The sequence below is a fragment of the Plesiocystis pacifica SIR-1 genome (assembly GCF_000170895.1).
In the GTDB taxonomy this organism is placed as follows: Bacteria; Myxococcota_A; Polyangia; order Nannocystales; family Nannocystaceae; genus Plesiocystis; species Plesiocystis pacifica.
The window spans coordinates 49,259-64,744 of record NZ_ABCS01000017.1 but is presented as its reverse complement, the minus strand read 5'-3'; the positions used below and the strand labels follow the sequence as shown (position 1 = coordinate 64,744).

At 70.9% G+C, this 15,486-nt stretch carries 15 protein-coding genes; 8 read left to right on the top strand and 7 right to left on the bottom strand.

Annotated elements, in window-relative coordinates; all coding sequences use genetic code 11:
• Window positions 1-92 precede the first annotated feature (92 nt).
• The 4 genes from PPSIR1_RS11170 to PPSIR1_RS11155 form a co-directional block, all read right to left on the bottom strand.
• Window positions 93-1,085: a fibro-slime domain-containing protein gene (locus tag PPSIR1_RS11170; protein WP_006971156.1), complete on the bottom strand. Its 993-nt coding sequence runs from the start codon at window positions 1,083-1,085 to the stop codon at window positions 93-95.
• A gap of 245 nt (window positions 1,086-1,330) precedes the next feature.
• Window positions 1,331-2,005, bottom strand: a complete 675-nt coding sequence (gene pyrE, locus PPSIR1_RS11165; protein ID WP_006971155.1) for an orotate phosphoribosyltransferase — start codon at window positions 2,003-2,005, stop codon at window positions 1,331-1,333.
• 72 nt (window positions 2,006-2,077) lie between these two features.
• Window positions 2,078-3,625 (bottom strand): HAMP domain-containing sensor histidine kinase, encoded by a 1,548-nt coding sequence (locus tag PPSIR1_RS42425; RefSeq protein WP_006971154.1) that lies wholly within the window; start codon window positions 3,623-3,625, stop codon window positions 2,078-2,080.
• A 27-nt stretch (window positions 3,626-3,652) separates the two neighbouring features.
• Entirely contained in the window at window positions 3,653-4,372 is a 720-nt protein-coding gene (locus PPSIR1_RS11155; protein ID WP_006971153.1) for a response regulator transcription factor, read from the bottom strand.
• A gap of 118 nt (window positions 4,373-4,490) precedes the next feature.
• Here PPSIR1_RS11155 and PPSIR1_RS11150 point away from each other — a divergent pair, with 118 nt between their 5' ends.
• The 7 genes from PPSIR1_RS11150 to PPSIR1_RS11120 all read left to right on the top strand — a co-directional run bounded on the left by PPSIR1_RS11150 (window position 4,491) and on the right by PPSIR1_RS11120 (window position 11,223).
• The gene (locus tag PPSIR1_RS11150; RefSeq protein WP_006971152.1) at window positions 4,491-4,733 is read left to right on the top strand and encodes a hypothetical protein; all 243 of its coding nucleotides are present in this window, start codon (window positions 4,491-4,493) and stop codon (window positions 4,731-4,733) included.
• A 57-nt stretch (window positions 4,734-4,790) separates the two neighbouring features.
• Complete coding sequence (locus tag PPSIR1_RS11145) at window positions 4,791-6,947, top strand: zinc-ribbon domain-containing protein (protein ID WP_006971151.1); 2,157 nt, start codon at window positions 4,791-4,793, stop codon at window positions 6,945-6,947.
• 43 nt (window positions 6,948-6,990) lie between these two features.
• Window positions 6,991-7,287: a TFIIB-type zinc ribbon-containing protein gene (locus PPSIR1_RS11140; RefSeq protein WP_006971150.1), complete on the top strand. Its 297-nt coding sequence runs from the start codon at window positions 6,991-6,993 to the stop codon at window positions 7,285-7,287.
• Between the two features lie 78 nt (window positions 7,288-7,365).
• Complete coding sequence (locus PPSIR1_RS11135; protein WP_006971149.1) at window positions 7,366-7,971, top strand: RNA polymerase sigma factor; 606 nt, start codon at window positions 7,366-7,368, stop codon at window positions 7,969-7,971.
• The gene (locus tag PPSIR1_RS11130) at window positions 7,961-8,887 is read left to right on the top strand and encodes a hypothetical protein (RefSeq protein ID WP_006971148.1); all 927 of its coding nucleotides are present in this window, start codon (window positions 7,961-7,963) and stop codon (window positions 8,885-8,887) included. The genes PPSIR1_RS11135 and PPSIR1_RS11130 overlap by 11 nt, the downstream gene beginning before the upstream one ends.
• Window positions 8,888-8,996: 109 nt before the next feature.
• Window positions 8,997-10,067, top strand: a complete 1,071-nt coding sequence (locus tag PPSIR1_RS11125) for a fatty acid desaturase family protein (RefSeq protein WP_006971147.1) — start codon at window positions 8,997-8,999, stop codon at window positions 10,065-10,067.
• A gap of 97 nt (window positions 10,068-10,164) precedes the next feature.
• Window positions 10,165-11,223: an SDR family oxidoreductase gene (locus PPSIR1_RS11120; protein WP_006971146.1), complete on the top strand. Its 1,059-nt coding sequence runs from the start codon at window positions 10,165-10,167 to the stop codon at window positions 11,221-11,223.
• Window positions 11,224-11,243: 20 nt separating this feature from the next.
• On the opposite strand, the gene PPSIR1_RS11115 is transcribed toward PPSIR1_RS11120, so the two are convergent.
• The 3 genes from PPSIR1_RS11115 to gcvT form a co-directional block, all read right to left on the bottom strand.
• Window positions 11,244-12,419 carry an aminotransferase class V-fold PLP-dependent enzyme gene (locus tag PPSIR1_RS11115; protein ID WP_006971145.1) on the bottom strand — a complete coding sequence of 392 codons (1,176 nt, stop codon included), beginning with the start codon at window positions 12,417-12,419 and terminating at the stop codon, window positions 11,244-11,246.
• Window positions 12,420-12,542: 123 nt separating this feature from the next.
• Window positions 12,543-12,929: a glycine cleavage system protein GcvH gene (gcvH, locus tag PPSIR1_RS11110; RefSeq protein WP_006971144.1), complete on the bottom strand. Its 387-nt coding sequence runs from the start codon at window positions 12,927-12,929 to the stop codon at window positions 12,543-12,545.
• 46 nt (window positions 12,930-12,975) lie between these two features.
• On the bottom strand, window positions 12,976-14,079 hold the full coding sequence (gene gcvT, locus PPSIR1_RS11105) for a glycine cleavage system aminomethyltransferase GcvT (protein ID WP_006971143.1): 1,104 nt from the start codon (window positions 14,077-14,079) through the stop codon (window positions 12,976-12,978).
• 107 nt (window positions 14,080-14,186) lie between these two features.
• On the opposite strand from gcvT, the gene PPSIR1_RS11100 reads away from it, so the two are divergent.
• Window positions 14,187-15,446 carry a hypothetical protein gene (locus tag PPSIR1_RS11100; RefSeq protein WP_157595430.1) on the top strand — a complete coding sequence of 420 codons (1,260 nt, stop codon included), beginning with the start codon at window positions 14,187-14,189 and terminating at the stop codon, window positions 15,444-15,446.
• The last annotated feature ends 40 nt before the right edge of the window (window positions 15,447-15,486 follow it).

Genomic DNA, 15,486 nt, shown 5'->3' with positions numbered 1-15,486 from the left:
GGGCAAAAAGGGGCGGTCCGGGTTTACCCGAGACCGCCCCCAATTGCCAGAGTGTGCCACCAAGAAAATGGGGCAGCTCTCTCCTAGAGTGATTATTGCGGGTTGAAGCAGTTGATCGTAGTCGTGATCTTGAAGTTCGACTGCGTGGTGTGTCGCTCGGCGAAGAAGAAGTCGAGGTCGTAGAGGCCGCCGATCTCGATGCCGAGCTGGCCCGCGAGGGCGTCCATGTCGATGCTGCCCTCGAGCGGCCCGTGCACGCCGCCGAGATCGATGCCGAGCTTGCCGTTGACGAACACCCACAGGTCGTCGTCGCCCTCGAAGGTGAACACCTCTCCGCCGGTGTAGAGGAAGTTGGTGTGGAGCTCGAGAGTGAAGTGGTAGTTGTGTGGATTACCTTCGTTGCCCCAACCTTCATCGTCGATGGGGAAGAAGGCACCGTTGGCGTACTCGTAGACGCCCGGCATGATCTCGAGGAGCTCGATGGGCACCTCGAAGGGCTGGTTCACGCCGTCGACGTCGTTGTACCACTGGTTGAAATTGTCGACGCCGGTGGTCGTGGGCGTGTTCGGGTTGCCGGCGTAGACCGGCTTTTGGTCCGCGCCGAGGTCGACCTCGACGATGCCCAGATCGACGCCGGTGGTGTACTGGAAGTCGGGGTGGGCGATCTGAAAGTCGCGCACGGTGGCGTAGAGGGTGGTGCCACACTCTTGGCCGCCGGTGGTGTCGGTGTCGCCATCGCCGGTGGTGTCGGTGTCGCCGTCGCCCGTGGTCGTGGTGTCGCCGTCGCCGGTGGTCGTGGTGTCGCCGTCGCCGGTGGTCGTGGTGTCGCCGTCGCCGGTGGTCGTGGTGTCGCCGTCGCCGGTGGTCGTGGTGTCGCCGTCGCCGGTGGTCGTGGTGTCGCCGTCGCCGGTGGTGGTCCCGGTGGTGCCCGCCTCTCCGGTGCCCTGCTCGCTGCCGACCTCGTCGTCGCTGCTGGTGCCAGCGGTGTCCGTCGCCTCGTCCTCGGCACCCGGATCGCTCGAGTCGCCGCAGGCGCTCGTGCACGCCAGCGCGGCGATGAAGCCCATCGTGATTCCCTTGCGCATGGCAAGGGGTGTAGCAGGCAAAGCGCGTAGGGAGTATGGCTACTAGAGTTGAGAGTCGAAAACGCCACACTCCAGGCCTGGTGATGCGTGGAGGGTTCCAGGCCCCGCGTAGGGGGCAATGGGCGATATCAGCCTTCAATGTACGAATGTGCTCACTGGTGGGTCTCACCAGAGAGCACACGTCGAAATGGGACCATTGCCCCCAGGGGAGTCGGGCATTCGTTGCCACACCCCGGGCCCTGGATTCAAGCCTGGCCGGCGTACTCGGCCAGGTAGGCCTCGATCGCGGCCTTGCCCGCGTCGTCGAGGACCACGCGCCCGTCGATCTGGCGGCCGTGGAGGTAGGCGACGACCTCCCGGATGTCGACGATGGCCCGGACGTCGACGCCCAGCTCCTCGCGCAGCTCGCTCATGGTGGTCTTCTCGGACCGGCCGCGCTCGCAGCGGTCGACGGCGACGATGGCCGCGGTGACCTGCACGTCCGGGGCCGCCTCGCGCAGCAGCTCGACGGCCTCGCGGATCGAGCGGCCGGAGGTGATCACGTCGTCGACGAGCACGACCTTCATGCCGGCCTCGGGCTTGGTGCCCACGAAGATGCCGCCCTCGCCGTGGTCCTTGGCCTCCTTGCGGTCGAAGCCGTAGGGCACGTCGAGGCCCCGCTCGGCCAGGCCGATGGCCGTCGCGACCGCCAGGGGCACGCCCTTGTAGGCCGGGCCGAACACCAGGTCGCAGGCCAGCCGCGCCCGCTGAATCTCCGCGGCGTAGGCCCGGCCGAGGCCGGCGATGGCCTGGCCCGTGCGCAGCTGGCCGGCGTTGACGAAGTAGGGCGACTTGCGCCCGGACTTGAGGGTGAACTCGCCGAAGCGGATCACCTCGTAGCGGACCAGCAGATCGACGAAGGCGGCTTGGTGGGCTTGCACGGGCGGACCATAGATCGGCGGCGCCAGCCCGACCAGGAGCCTGCCCCGGCTCGAGCTCCGTGAACAAAGTCGCTACCAGGTGAGGACGAAGCGGGCGCCCGAGCGGCCGTCGCGGCGGTCTTCGGCGGAGATCGTGGCCCCGTGCGCTCGCGCGATCTGGCGGCACAGGTACAGCCCCAGGCCGACCCCGCCCTGGTCCCGGGCGCGGGCCGAGTCGAGGCGGGTGAAGGGCTCGAAGATCTGCTTGCGCTTGTCGGCGGGGATGCCGGGCCCCTCGTCCTCGACCTCGACCTGCGTCCGCGCGCCCGCGGTCGAGACGCGCACGGTCAGCGCGCCCTCGGGGCACGCGCGGCGGGCGTTGGACAGCAGGTTCTTGAGCAAGCGCTCGAGCAAGAGGTGGTCCCCGGCGATCTCCACAGCGCCTGCCTCGAGGCCTTCGAGCTCGGCGTCGAAGCGGGCCGCGGCGCGCTCGCACAGGGCGGTGAGGTCGACGGGCTCGCGCTCGATGGTGCCGCCGAGCTCGAGCCGGCCAGAGGTCAGCAGATCGCGGATCAGCGCCTCGACCTCGTCGATGTCCTCTTGCATCTCGGAGAAGCCGCGGCTGAGGCGGGCGAGGGTCTCGGGGTCGGCGCTGTCCCCCGCGCGCTGGGCCTCGTCGAGGGCCTCGAGGCGCTCGCCGAGGATCTCGATCAGCACCTTGACCCGGGCGATGGGCGTGCGCAGCTCGTGGGACACGTTGGCGAGCAGGGTCCGCTGCCCGGTGACCAGGCTGTCGAGGCGCTCGGCCATCTCGTTGAAGGCGACGGCGAGGCGGTCGACCTCGTCGCGGGGGGTCTCGCGGTCGAGGGTCGCGCGGTGCTTGAGGTCGCCGCTGGCGAGGATGTCGGTGCTGCGCTCGAGCCGAGCCAGGCGCGAGGACAGGGAGTCGGCGAGGACCCACGCGCCGCCGGCGAGGGCCAGCAGCAAGAGCAGCGCGCCGACGAGCAGGCCCGCGCGCGGCTTTTTCTGGGGCACCGCGATGATCACGGCGGCGACGCGCTCGCGCTTGGCCAGGGTGTCGTCGACGATGGGGACGGCGATCAGCGGCGGGGCAGGGCGCTGGTGGTGGATGACGGGCAAGCCGGCGCGCAGGCGTCGGAGGTCGGGGCGCGACGCGGGCAGGTGCTGGGCGACGTGGTGTCGGACCTCGCGCTCGTCTTCGCTCTCCCCGGGCAGGTGGTCCCAGCGGCCCTTGTGCCAGCTCTTGCCCTTGTTCTTGTTCTTCCTGAACTTGGGCCGGGCCTTGGGCTTGCGGCCGTCGTGGTGCGGGTCGTCGTGGGGGGGCGGCTCGTGGGGGAAGAGCACGATGTGGCTGTCGAGCTCGTCCCCGAGGGCGCGGGTGTCCTCGAGGGCGCCCGCGAGATCGCCGGACTGCAGGCGCAGCAGCAGGGCCTCCTCCTCGGCCTGGATGCGCTGGACGACGGCCTCGACGTGGCTCTGCTCCCGGGAGAAGGAGAAGGCGACGAAGCCCGCGGCGAGCACGGTGAACAGCAGCACCGAGACCACGAAGGTCGCGTAGATGCGCACGAACAGGCGGCCGCCCAGGGTCGAGTGGCGCGCGTCGGGGGGCGGCTTGGTCATCGCGGTCTCGGGGGTCGTGGCGGGGGCTCAGCCCTGGGGCGAGAGCACGTAGCCGACGCCGCGGACGGTCTTGATCATCGCGGCGCCCCGGCCCGGGGAGGCGGCGTCGAGGGCCTGACGGATCTTGCTCAGGTGGACGTCGATGGACCGGTCGACGGTGGGGTCGAAGTCCATGGCCGGCTCACCCCGCAGGGCCCGGACCTGGGCGTGGAGTTGATTGCGGCTGAGCACGCGCTCGGCCTGGGTCGCGAGCAGCCACAGCAGATCGAACTGGTAGGCCGTCAGCTCGCAGCTCGCGCCCGCGATGGTCGCGGTCCGCCGGGCGCGATCGATCTCGAGCGGGCCCGTCGTGACGCTGTCCTCGTCGTCGCCCTGGGCGGCCGAGTGGCGCCGGAGCACGGCGCGGATGCGGGCGAGGAGCTCGCGCGGAGAGAAGGGCTTGGGCATGTAGTCGTCGGCGCCGACCTCGAGGCCCACGATGCGGTCGACCTCGTCCCCGCGGGCGCTCAAGATGATCACCGGGACCTTGGAGCGCTGCCGGAGCTTGCGGCACAGCTCGAGGCCGTCGATGCCGGGGAGCATGAGATCGAGGAGCACCAGCTCGTGCTCGCCGGAGGCCGCGCGCTCGAGGCCCCGCTCGCCGTCGGGGACGATCTCGACCGTGGCCTTGTGGGACTGGAGGTACTCGGCCGTGCGTTCGGCGAGCTTCTCGTCGTCTTCGATCAGCAGGATCCGCACATCGACCATGGTGCCACAGGGCCGCAGGGGCGGCTTTTGCTGGGGCGTGAAGGCCCCGTAAAGGCGGATCTCGGCCCCGGAAGCTCCTGCGCTTGACACCCCCCCGGCGCCGTCGTACGCCGATGGCATGCGCTACGTGTGCAGCCAATGCCACACTCAGTTCGACGGGGCCGCCCTGAGCTCCGGCGCCGACGAAGACGGCGGCGAGCACAGCGGGCACGGCGAGGGCTTGGCCTGCCCCAACTGCAAGGCCGAGGCCGGCCTCGAGGTCGTCGTCGAAGGCGTCGCGCCGGCCATGCGCTACTTCGGGACCGTCATCGGCATCGCCCTCGTCGGGGTCGTCGGGACGATCCTGGCCCTGGTCGGCTGAAGCCCGGCGATTGAGTGGTGGAAATGCTCGGGCTCGGGCGTTAGAGTCGGAGCGCGAATGGTCATTCGCTGCGAGAAGTGCCACACCGAGTTCGGCTTTGACGGCCGCCAGCTGGGCGCGGGCCCAGTCAGCGTGCGCTGCTCCGTGTGCAGCCACGTGTTCGTGGTCGAGGAGGGGGCGCACCGGGTCAAGGACTGGCAGATCCGGACTACGGACGGCTCCACCTTCACGGCCCCCGACGTCGCGTCGCTGCGCGAGTGGATCGACGAGGGGCGCATGCACCCCGACGACGAGGTCTCGCGCACGGGCAAGAAGTGGGTGCGCCTGGGCGACATGCCCGAGTTCGCGGGGGCCTTCTCGGCTTTCGAAGCGCTGCCCGAGATCGCCCAGCCGGTCACCCTCGCGCCGCCGGCCATGCCCCCGCCAGCGCCTCCGGCGGCGCCCGAGCCCGTCCCGGAGACGGTGTCGCCAGCGGCGGCGCTCGGGCTCGAGTCCGACTTTGACATCGAGCCGGAGGTCGAGCCGGAGGTCGAGCCGACGGCACCGCCAGCGACGGCCCGCTCGGCGGCCTCGGTCGTGCCGGCCCCCAACCTGGGCGCAGGCGCAGCCTCTGGCTCTGGCTCTGGCTCTGGCTCTGGCTCTGGCCGCGACCGAGAGCCCGAGCTCGAGTCTGGCTTCGACATCCCCGTCCAGGTCGACGGTCCGACCTCCTGGGGCAGCGAGCCCAACGACGGCGAGCTCCAGCTCGACCTCGACGATCGCGAGCTGCGCGGCGGGGCGCAGCCCGTGGCCGAGCCGGCGGAGGCCAGCCAAGAGCGCCGTCGCCTCGGGCCGGGGTTGTTCGCGGTGCTCGGACTCGTCGCCGCCGTCGGCTTGATGTTCGGCGTGCCCAGCATCCGCGAACGGCTGCTCAACCTGGGCCAGAGCTCGGGCGCCGAGGCTGGGGCGGAGGGCGCAGGCGACGAGGGCTCGGTGGTGGCCTCGGCCGAGGTCGACGCGGCCCGAGCCGCGACCGCCAGGCTCGGCTTGAAGGAGCTCGCCCAGGCCGAGGCGGCGCTGCAGCGCGCCGTCGACGGCGGGCCCACGGGCGAAGCCGCCGCGACCATGAAGCTCGCCCTCGCGGACTTGCTGCTCAGCCGCAGCCTCGCCTACCAGCTGTCCGCCGCCGTCGCCCAGGACGCCGAGCAGCGCAGCGACTACGCGTCTCGGGCCGAGGACGACCAGGTCCACGGCCAGCACATCGTCGACTCCCTCGACTCGGCCCCCGACGCCGCGCGGCTCACGGAGCTGCGGGCCTTCGCGCGCCTGGCCGGCGGACGCGACATCGTCGAGGTCGCGCCGATGATCCCCGCCGAGGACAGCGAAGCGGCGCTCATCGTCGCGGGCGCCGAGCTTTGGCGCGACCCGAAGGCCAAGGTCCCGACCGGGCTGATCGCGGGCTTGCAAGCGGTCGAGCCGCGCAGCGCCCTGGCGGAGGGCGTGCTGGCCCTGGCCCTGCGCCGCGCCGGGGACGACACCGGCTCCCAGGCGGCCGTGCAGCGCATGCTCAACCTGTCGACGGACTCGATCATCGGCGTGGCCATGAGCGGCGGCTCGCTGGACACGGCGGGAGCCGATGCTGCCGCGGGCGAGACCGGTGAGGGCGAGACCGAGGCGGGAGGCGAGACCGGCGAGGGCGAGACCGGCGGGGCCGAGATCGCCAAGGCGCCGCCCGTCCCCGGCCCGCAGCGCGATGGTGGCGGGGGAGGTGGCGGCGGCGGCGGCGGCGGTGGCTTCGACGGCCTCGTCACCCGCGGCTGCGACAAGGTCTCGGCCGGTCAGGCCGACGCCGGGCTCAAGCTGCTCCTGCGCGCCTTCGACATCAAGCCCAACGACCTCGACGTGCTCGTGTGCATGGCCGACGGCTACGCCGCCCAGGGCAACAACAGCCGCGCCAACCAGTTCTACGACCGCGCCCTCGAGCAGTCGCCCAAGAACAAGATGGCGCTGAGGGGCGCGGCCAAGGCCGCGGCCAAGGTCGGCTCGACCAAGCGCGCCGTGGATCTCTACGAGCGCCTGCTCGCCGTCGATCCCAACAACGCTGCGGCCAAGAGCTACCTCGACAAGCACAAGCCCGGCGGGGCAGGGGGCGGAGCCGAGCCCAAGCCCGAGCCGCCCGCCCCGGCGCCCGAACCCGATCCCACGCCCGAGCCCGCCCCCGAGCCGGCCGGCTGAGTTTCACCTCCCAACTGACCACCCAACCCCAGCGAGTTTCAGCATGTCCCATCAAACGGAGTCCGAAGAGGAGTACTTCCTCCGCCAGGAGATCGAGAAGAAGCGCGAGGCCGTCAAGAAGCGCCAGTCCGAGCTCGCCGAAGAGGAGCGCGAGCGCCTCAAGGAGCTGCACTGGATGCGCTGCGCCAAGTGTGGGGCCGAGCTCCACGAGGTCGTGTTCAACGGCGTGAAGGTCGACAAGTGCTTCTCGTGCGGCGGCGTCTACCTCGACGACGGCGAGCTCGAGCAGCTCGTGGGCAAGCCCGGCTGGTTCGAGTCCATGAGTCGCCTGTTCCGCTAGGCTCGCTCCTGCGCCTGTGCCAACACCTTTTTGAGATTTCTCGGTCACGGATCCTCGCTCCTCGCGTAGGGTCGGGAGATGAGTCTGTTCGACGCCCGTGACCCCCTGGCGCGCCTGGTGTGGCGCGCCGTGCGGGGGGATCGGCGGGCGTTCACGCGGCTGTACCGGGAGCTGCACCCGCTCGTCGCGCGCTACATCGCCCGGCGCGTGGACTCGCGGGCGGACGCCGAGGAGCTCGTCGCCGAGGTGTTTCGGCGGGTCGTCGAGCACCTCGCGGACTTCGACCCCAAGCGCGGACAGGTCCGGCCGTGGGTGCTGCGCATCGCTCGCAACGCGGTCATCGATCACTACCGCGCGCGCAAGCGACCCGTCGCCCTCGAGCAGGTCGCCGACGGCCTCCACGGCCAGGACGAGCCCCTCGCCAGCTTGCTCGCCAACGAGCGGCTCGCGCGGGTCAACGCGGCCCTGGCCCAGGCGCCCGTCGAGATCCGCCAGCTCATCGCGATGCGCTACGGCGACAACCTGCGCCACCGCGAGATCGCCGAGCTCCTGGGCATCAGCGAGGCGGCGGTGCGCAAGCGCCTGTCCCGGGCGCTGCGAGACCTGCGCGAGCGGACGGCCCAGCAAGACCGAGCGCTGAGCCCGGCCAGCCTCGAGTCGGAGGAGGTGCGCCATGCCATCTGAACTCGACGCGCTGCTGCGCGAGCTCCACGAGCGTCGTCCCCTCGACGGCGAGCCCCTCGAGATCCCTCAGCCCACGCCGGAGCTCGAGGCCGAGCTGCTCGGGATGTGGTCGGGCTGCTTCGAAGATCGGGACCCCGCGGACGGCGAGGGCGGGCTGTTGGCGTTGGTCCAGGGCCTGGCGTGGTTCGCCGCGAGCGCGCGCCTGGCCCTGGTCGCGGGCGTGGCCGTGCTCGCCGTGTTCGCGGCCTGCGTGGTCCCGACGAGCTACGCCGTCGACCTCGGCCTGAGCGTGGAGCTGACCGTCGAGGGCGAGCACGCCGAGCTGCCCGCCAAGGCCATGGCCGAGTTCCTGACCGAGGCCAGCGGGGCCGAGCGCGTCGACATGATGGTCCACGAGGTCCGCACGGAGCGGGGCGGGGTGGAGGCGAGCTCGACCCGCCTGGCCGTGCGCCTGTGGGGCGAAGACCTGCCCTACGGCGTCCTGGAGGAGGAGCTGCGCGCCGAGTTCCCCGAGCTGCTCGCCGACGTCGAGGTCATCGAGCGGCCCCTCGAGGGCGCGGTCGAGACCGTCTGGGCCCGCCGCCTCGCGCACCGCACCTTCCACCTCGCGCTGAGCGAGGCCGACGTCGAGGCGGCCCGGGAGGAGCTGCTCGTGCGCCTCTACGCCCAGGGCTTCGACGAGGACGAGGTCGTGGTCAAGGTCCGCGACCGCCCCGACGGCCACCGCGAGATCCAGATTGGGATCGAGCGCAACGACATCGATGTCGAGGGCGCGGACGCGGGTCGGGCCGAGGGCAACATCGAGGAAGAGCTCGACGAGCTGAAGTGGCTCATCGATCCGGAGCAGCCCCCGCTGCCGGTCCTCGACGGGAGCGAGCGCCGCTTCGAGGTCCGCAAGCAGCCCCATGGGGATTGAGCGAGGGGGGACGCGAGGCCCGCGCCATGGCCTGAGCGCGAGCTGAGTCACGGCCCGAGCCCCCCCGCCCCCATGTCTGGGATCGAGGCTGCTTGCTAGCGTGCGTCGGATGGCCGCGACCGCCCGACCCGACCCGGGGCCGCCGATCCTCCCCGAGCGCCCCGCGCCCTGGGACCGCCTGGCCCTGCGCATGATCCGAGACCCTCGGGACCTGCCCTTCGTCCACTTGATGGTCGCCTGCGCGGTCACCATCGCCTTGGGCCTGTCGCTCTTTCCCCTGAGCAAGCTGGTGCTCACGGGCCCGTGGTTTTGGGCGGCCGCCGCGGCCTACCTGCTGATCTGGGCGCTGTGGACCCTCGATCGCTTCATCCTGATGCTGCACTGCACCTCGCACCGGATCCTGTTTCGGCGCGAGTACAAGGCGCTGAACCAGGTCATCCCGTGGCTGCTCGGGCCCTTCTTCGGCGAGACCCCGCAGACCTATTTTTGCCACCACATGGGCATGCACCACCCGGAGAACAACCTGCACCGGGATCTGAGCACGACCTTGCCCTTCCAGCGCGATCGCTTCGGCGACTGGCTGCGCTACTACGCCCGCTTCATGGCGATGACCGTCGTCGATCTGCCGCGCTACTTCTACGACCGCGATCAGCCCAAGATGGCGCGCCGGGTGCTCGTGGGCGAGCTGAGCTTTTGGGGCCTGGTCGTGGCCATGGCGGTGTTCGTGGACTGGCGAGCCACGCTGGTGGTGTGGATCATCCCCGTCCTCATGGTCCGGACCCTGATGATGGCCGGCAACTGGGCCCAGCACGCCTTCGTCGACCCCGCGCACCCGGAGTGCGCGTACCGAAACTCGATCACCTGCATCGAGTCGCGCTACAACCGGCGCTGCTTCAACGACGGCTACCACATCCATCACCACGTCAAGGCGCGCTGCCACTGGAGCGACTACCCGGGGGAGTTCGAGACCAACAAGGCGCTCTACGGGGAGAAGGACGCGATCGTGTTCCGCGGCCTGGACTTCTTCCTGATCTGGGTGCTGCTGATGACCGGGCGCTACCGCGTGCTGGCCAAGGCGATGGTCGAATTGCCAGGCGCGCCCGAGCGCACCCTCGACGAGCGCGTCGCGTTCATGCGCTCGCGCCTCGTTCCGATCGCGGAGCCCGAAGTCCAAAGCTGATGCGTCGTCCACGACGGCTAAAGGAGTCGTGGACGTGGGGCAGGGAGGGCGTGGCGTCGTCCACGACGGCTAAAGTAAGCCGCTATACTCGGGGGACGTGGACCGCGTCCTGATCACCGGCGTCACCGGCTTCATCGGGTTGCACTGCGCCCTCGAGGCCCTGCGTCAGGGCTACGCGGTCCGGGGGACGCTGCGCGATGGGGGCCGCGCCGAGGAGCTGCGCGCGACCTTGAGGCGGGCGATGGTCCCGAGCTTCGGCGAGGCCGAGGCCGAGGCTCGGAGCGTCGAGCAGCTCGACTTCGCGGTCACGGACCTGCTCGAGGAGGAGGGCTGGCACGAGGCCATGGCCGGCTGTCGCTACGTGCTGCACGTGGCCTCGCCGGTGCCCGGGCGCTACATCGCCGACCCCGACGCGCTGGTCCGGCCGGCCCGGGAGGGGACCTCGCGGGTGCTCCGCTACGCCGCGCGCACCCCCGACACCGAGCGCGTGGTCCTGACCTCTTCGACCGCGGCGATCGACCGCGGGCACCCCCGGGACGAGGGCGTCGTCTACGACGAAGACAGCTGGTCCATCCCCGAGCGCTGCTCGGCCTACCAACGCAGCAAGGTCCTGGCCGAGCGCGCGGCGTGGGGCTTCGTCCAGGACCTGCGCCTGGAGCTGGTGACCATGTGCCCGGGCATGGTGTTCGGGCCGCTCCTCCACCCGCGCAGCGTCAGCGCCTCGGCCGAGCCGGTCCGCAAGCTGCTCGCCCGCGAGGTCCCCGGCGTGCCGAACCTTGGCTGGGCGCCCATCGACGTCCGCGACGTCGCCGAGCTCCACGTCCGCGCCCTGGCCAAGCCCAAGGCCGCGGGCCAGCGCTTCATCCTCGCCCTCGAGCACATGTCCATGGTCGAGATCGCCGCGGCCTTGGCCGAGCACCTCGGCCCCGAGGGCTGGCGCATCCCCCAGCGGCGCATCCCCGACTGGGCCCTGCGCGCGCTGGGCCGCTTCGACTCGACGGTGCGCTACGCCGTCGAGGAGCTGGGCGAGCGGGAGAACGTCAGCTGCGCCAAGGCCAAGCGGGTGTTCCAGTGGGAGCCGCGGGACCCCAAGGCGGCGGTGGTCGCCATGGCGCGCTCGCTCATCGAGCACGACCTCGTCCACGCGCGCCGTTGAGGCGCCGCGTCAGCCGAGGCTCAGACCTTGGCCGCGAGCGCGATGATGCGGTCCATCATCCGCTCGACCTCGGCCTCGGTGTTGTAAAAGTGCGGCCCGATCCGCAGCCCGCAGCCGGGGCGCCAGTCGTGCTTGTAGTGCTCCTCGATGAGCGCCCGGCTGACCTGCTGGCTGTTGGGGAAGTCGACGGCGACGAAGCCGGTGCGGGCCGAGTGCTCGAGGGGCGAGTGGACGGTCAAGCCGGCGGCCTGGGCCCGGTCGATGACCCGCTGGCACAGCGCGAGGTTGTGGGCGCGGATCCGGGCCGGGCCGATCTCGAGCAGGTTGCGGTAGGCGTTGCGGGCGACGTAGTAGGCGGGCACCGAGGGGGTGCCGGCGACGAAGCGCCACGGGCCCTCGGCGTAGTCGATGGGCGCGGGGGCCATCTCGAAGGGGTCGCGGTGGGCCATCCAGCCCGTGGTCATCGGCGCCAGGCGGTCGCGCAGCTCGGGCTTGACCCACAAAAAGCAGGTCCCGGGCCCGCTGCACAGCCACTTGTGGCTGCCGCCGACGAGGATGTCGAGGTCCCAGGCCTGGACGTCGATGGGCAGCACGCCGGCGGTCTGGTAGACGTCGCACATGACCAGCGCGCCGACCTCGTGGGCGCGCTCGCAGATCGCCGCGACGTCGAGCAGGGCGCCCGAGACGTAGACGGCGTGGGAGATGGACACCAAGCTGGTCCGCTCGTCGATGGCCTCGAGCATGCGCTCGGTCTGGATGTGCATGCCGTCTTCGCTGGGCACGAGCTCGAGCTCGACGCCGAGCCGACGAAAGCGCTCCCACACGTAGATGACGTTGGGGAACATCAGCTCCTCGATGACCACCTTGGGCCGCTCGCTGTAGTCGAGGGCCGTGGCGACGCGGGCCTGGAAGGTGGCCACGTTCTCGCCGAGGGTGGTGTTGCCCTTCCCGCCGTTCCAAAACTGCGCGGCCGTGTCGGCGACCTCGTCGATGAGCGCCGGCCAGCTGTCCCAGGCCTCGACGCCCTCGACGGCCCAGGTCTCGGTGTACTCGCGCAGGGCGAAGCCGGTGTCCCGGTGCATCGCGCCCATGCTGTTCGAGTTCATGTAGGTCGTGGTCTCGAGGATGGGGTACTCAGCCCGATACTCGGCCAGGCTCGGATCGAGCTTCGGCTCGATGGCGAGGGCGTCATCCATGGTCGAGAAGGTATCAGCATCGACGCCGGAGCGTCAGGCCTGCGCGCTCCGCTCGCGGCCCAAACGAAGCGCAGCACCCAGCCGGTGCCGGATGCTGCTCGCGGGGTCGGGTTGTGGAAGCTCTCAGCCCTCTGCGATGAGCTTCGCGTAGTCCGCGGCGCTCATCAGCGCGCCGAAGGCATCGGCGTCGCTCGGCGTGATCGCGACCATCCAGCCCTTGCCGTAGGGGTCGTCGTTGATCTGCTCGGGCTCGTCCTCGAGGCTCTCGTTGACGCGCACGACCTTGCCGGCGATGGGCGCGTAGAGGTCGGACACGGCCTTGACCGAGTCGATGTCGCCGAAGCGCTCGCCGGCATCGACCTCGTCGTCGACGTCGGGGAGGGTCACGGCGGTGATGTCACCGAGCTGCTCGACGGCGTGAGCGGTGATGCCGACGATGATGGTCCCGTCGTCTTCGCGGCGGGCCCACTCGTGCTCCTTGGTGTAGGACAGGTTCTCGGGGAGGCTCATGGCAGGTCTCTCTTGGCTGGGCGTTGGGCGAGTGGGTTGCGGGCGACTACTGGGGGCGCTTGTAGAAGGGGCCCTTGACCAGGGTCGCGGGCAGGGACTTGTGCTTGCTGCACACGGCGATCTTGGTGCCGGCCTTGCTCATGGCCTTGGGCACGTAGCCCATGCCGATGGAGCCGCCCACGGTGGGCGCGGGGCCGCCGGAGGTCACCCGGCCGATGACCGCGTCGCCGGGGCTTCCGTCCTCGTCGAGGGCGCGAATGTCCCAGCCCGGGCGGGCCGTGCCCTTGCCCTCGATGGCGAAGCCGATCAGCTTTTGCTCGATGCCCTTGGCCTTTTGCGCGACGAGGGCGTCGCGGCCGACGAAGTCGCCGGCCTTGAGCTTGACGACCCAGCCCAGGCCCGCGTCGTAGGGCGTGGTGGTCTCGTCGATGTCGTTGCCGTAGAGGCACAGTCGCGCCTCGAGGCGCAGCGTGTCCCGGGAGCCCAGGCCGCAGGGGGTCGCGCCGCCCTCGATGAGCGCCTCCCACACTGGGGTCGCGCCGGCGTACTCGACGAACAGCTCGAAGCCGTCCTCGCCGGTGTAGCCCGTGCGCGCGGCGATGACCGGGTGCCCGGCGATCTGGCCCGGGCCAAAGTGGAAGCCCTCGATGGCGAGCAGGGACTCGCCGCCGAGCTTGGCGCACAGCTCCCGGGCCTGCGGACCCTGGACGGCGATCAGGGCCGTCTGCGCCGAGCGGTTGACGATCTCGCAGTAGCCGCCGACGTGCTCGCGGAAGTGGGCCTCGTCCTTGGCGATGTTCGAGGCGTTGACGACGATGCGCAGCTCCTGGGCGCCGCGGCGGTAGACGATGCAGTCGTCGACGATGCCGCCGCTCGGGCGGCAGGTCGCGGTGTAGAGCGCCTGGCCGTCGACGAGCTTGCTGACGTCGTTGGTCACCAGGCGCTGCACGGCCTCGAGGGCGCGGGGGCCGGCGAAGTCGATCTCGCCCATGTGCGAGACGTCGAACAGGCCGACGGAGCTGCGCACCGCCCGGTGCTCCTTGAGAATCCCGCTGTACTGCACGGGCATGTGCCAGCCCGTGAAGTCGACCATTTTGGCGCCGGCGGCAACGTGGGCGCCGTGGAGGGGTGTCTTGGCCAGGTCTGCCATGGTGCCGGGCGACTATCCAGGACCGGGAGGGCTGGTGCAAGCAAAAGCGGGCCTTGCCCTCGCGGCGCGGGTGTTAGAAAACCTTTTCGCACGCGATGAGGACTTGGATGCACGGTCGAGCGACGCAGCGCGGGCGAGCGCGAATCACGGTTCTGGCAGGGCTCGCCGCGCTGGTCATGAGCCTGGGCTGCACGGGGTCCCGGGCGGTCCAGACCGGACGGGCGACCCGCGGTCAGGCCGACGACTACCTGCGCGACGCCGTGCGCATGTCCTCCGAGGGCGTGCTGCTCGAACCCCGCGGCTCGGGCATCGGCTCCATCGACCGCGTGCGCCTCGGTGAGATCGCCCAGGAGCTGCGCCTGCCCGCGGCCATCTGCTTCGTCGAGCGGGCCATCCAGACCATGCAGACCGGTGAGGTCGACGGCGAAGCGGGCTGGGTCGAGGTCCCCGAGGGGCAGATCAAGATCCGCACGCGCATCGCCATCGACGGCAAGGTCATGAGCACCGAGGTGCTCGACTCGGGCTTCGTCGACGAGCACATGGAGGGCTGCCTGCGCGAGGTCCTCGAGAGCCAGCGCTTCCCCGAGAGCCGCGACAGCTTCGCCTACTCGATCGACGTTTATTACTGGGTCAGCCTCGGCGTGTTCAGCCTGGCCAACACCGAGGGCTTTGACGAGCGCCTGCGCCGGGAGCAGGCCGAGGCCGCGCGCCGGGCCAAGCCCTGCCTGCAGGGACGGCTGCCCGCGGGCGAGTACCGCGTGTCCGGGGTGAACCTGTTCGACCGCGACGGAGACACCATCGTCAACCGCGTCGATCCCGGGCAGCTCGCCCCGGACCTCAGCGCGTGCGTGGCCCAGGCCTTTCGTGGGGTGCGCATCTACTCCGAGCCCGAGGCCTTCGTGCGCCCGGCGGAGATCGTGGTCGAGTTCGCGGTCGACGATGACGGCCAGGTCAGCGGCAAGGACGATCGCTGGCTCGAGATCATCGAGCTCGAGGAGCTGGCCGAGCGAGAGCGCCGCCGGGCCGAGCTCGCCGTCGAGGAGGACCGCCTCGAGAACGCGCCGGACGGCTCGGCGCGCGGTGTCGCTGGCTCGGGAACGGGTTCTGACGCGGGCGACTCGGACGGCGAGGACGTGGCGATTCCCCGGGGAGGCAGCCCCGACGGGCCCATGGACCTAGGCCCGACCCAGGAGCTCTCGGGCCCGGGCGAGGCTGGCTCCATCGTGGATCCCGATCCGGTCACTCCGGCGCCTGGAAAAAAATCATCACCGGAGGACACGGGCGCGGGAACAGCGACGCCCGAGGACCCTGCGGCGGGCTCGCAAGGAGGCATCAAGATCGATCTGTCCCCCCGGCGCTCGGGCTGAGCGTGCGTCAGCCGCTTGAGTCGGCCACAGCCCTCGGATA

Coding starts and splice junctions, on each gene's coding strand:
- PPSIR1_RS11100 (WP_157595430.1), top strand. CDS start 14,187: ATGCACGGTCGAGCGACGCAGCGCGGGCGAGCGCGAATCACGGTTCTG.
- PPSIR1_RS11135 (WP_006971149.1), top strand. CDS start 7,366: ATGAGTCTGTTCGACGCCCGTGACCCCCTGGCGCGCCTGGTGTGGCGC.
- gcvH (WP_006971144.1), bottom strand. CDS start 12,929: ATGAGCCTCCCCGAGAACCTGTCCTACACCAAGGAGCACGAGTGGGCC.
- PPSIR1_RS11150 (WP_006971152.1), top strand. CDS start 4,491: ATGCGCTACGTGTGCAGCCAATGCCACACTCAGTTCGACGGGGCCGCC.
- gcvT (WP_006971143.1), bottom strand. CDS start 14,079: ATGGCAGACCTGGCCAAGACACCCCTCCACGGCGCCCACGTTGCCGCC.
- PPSIR1_RS11130 (WP_006971148.1), top strand. CDS start 7,961: ATGCCATCTGAACTCGACGCGCTGCTGCGCGAGCTCCACGAGCGTCGT.
- PPSIR1_RS11145 (WP_006971151.1), top strand. CDS start 4,791: ATGGTCATTCGCTGCGAGAAGTGCCACACCGAGTTCGGCTTTGACGGC.
- PPSIR1_RS11170 (WP_006971156.1), bottom strand. CDS start 1,085: ATGCGCAAGGGAATCACGATGGGCTTCATCGCCGCGCTGGCGTGCACG.
- PPSIR1_RS42425 (WP_006971154.1), bottom strand. CDS start 3,625: ATGACCAAGCCGCCCCCCGACGCGCGCCACTCGACCCTGGGCGGCCGC.
- PPSIR1_RS11115 (WP_006971145.1), bottom strand. CDS start 12,419: ATGGATGACGCCCTCGCCATCGAGCCGAAGCTCGATCCGAGCCTGGCC.
- PPSIR1_RS11155 (WP_006971153.1), bottom strand. CDS start 4,372: ATGGTCGATGTGCGGATCCTGCTGATCGAAGACGACGAGAAGCTCGCC.
- PPSIR1_RS11125 (WP_006971147.1), top strand. CDS start 8,997: ATGGCCGCGACCGCCCGACCCGACCCGGGGCCGCCGATCCTCCCCGAG.
- PPSIR1_RS11140 (WP_006971150.1), top strand. CDS start 6,991: ATGTCCCATCAAACGGAGTCCGAAGAGGAGTACTTCCTCCGCCAGGAG.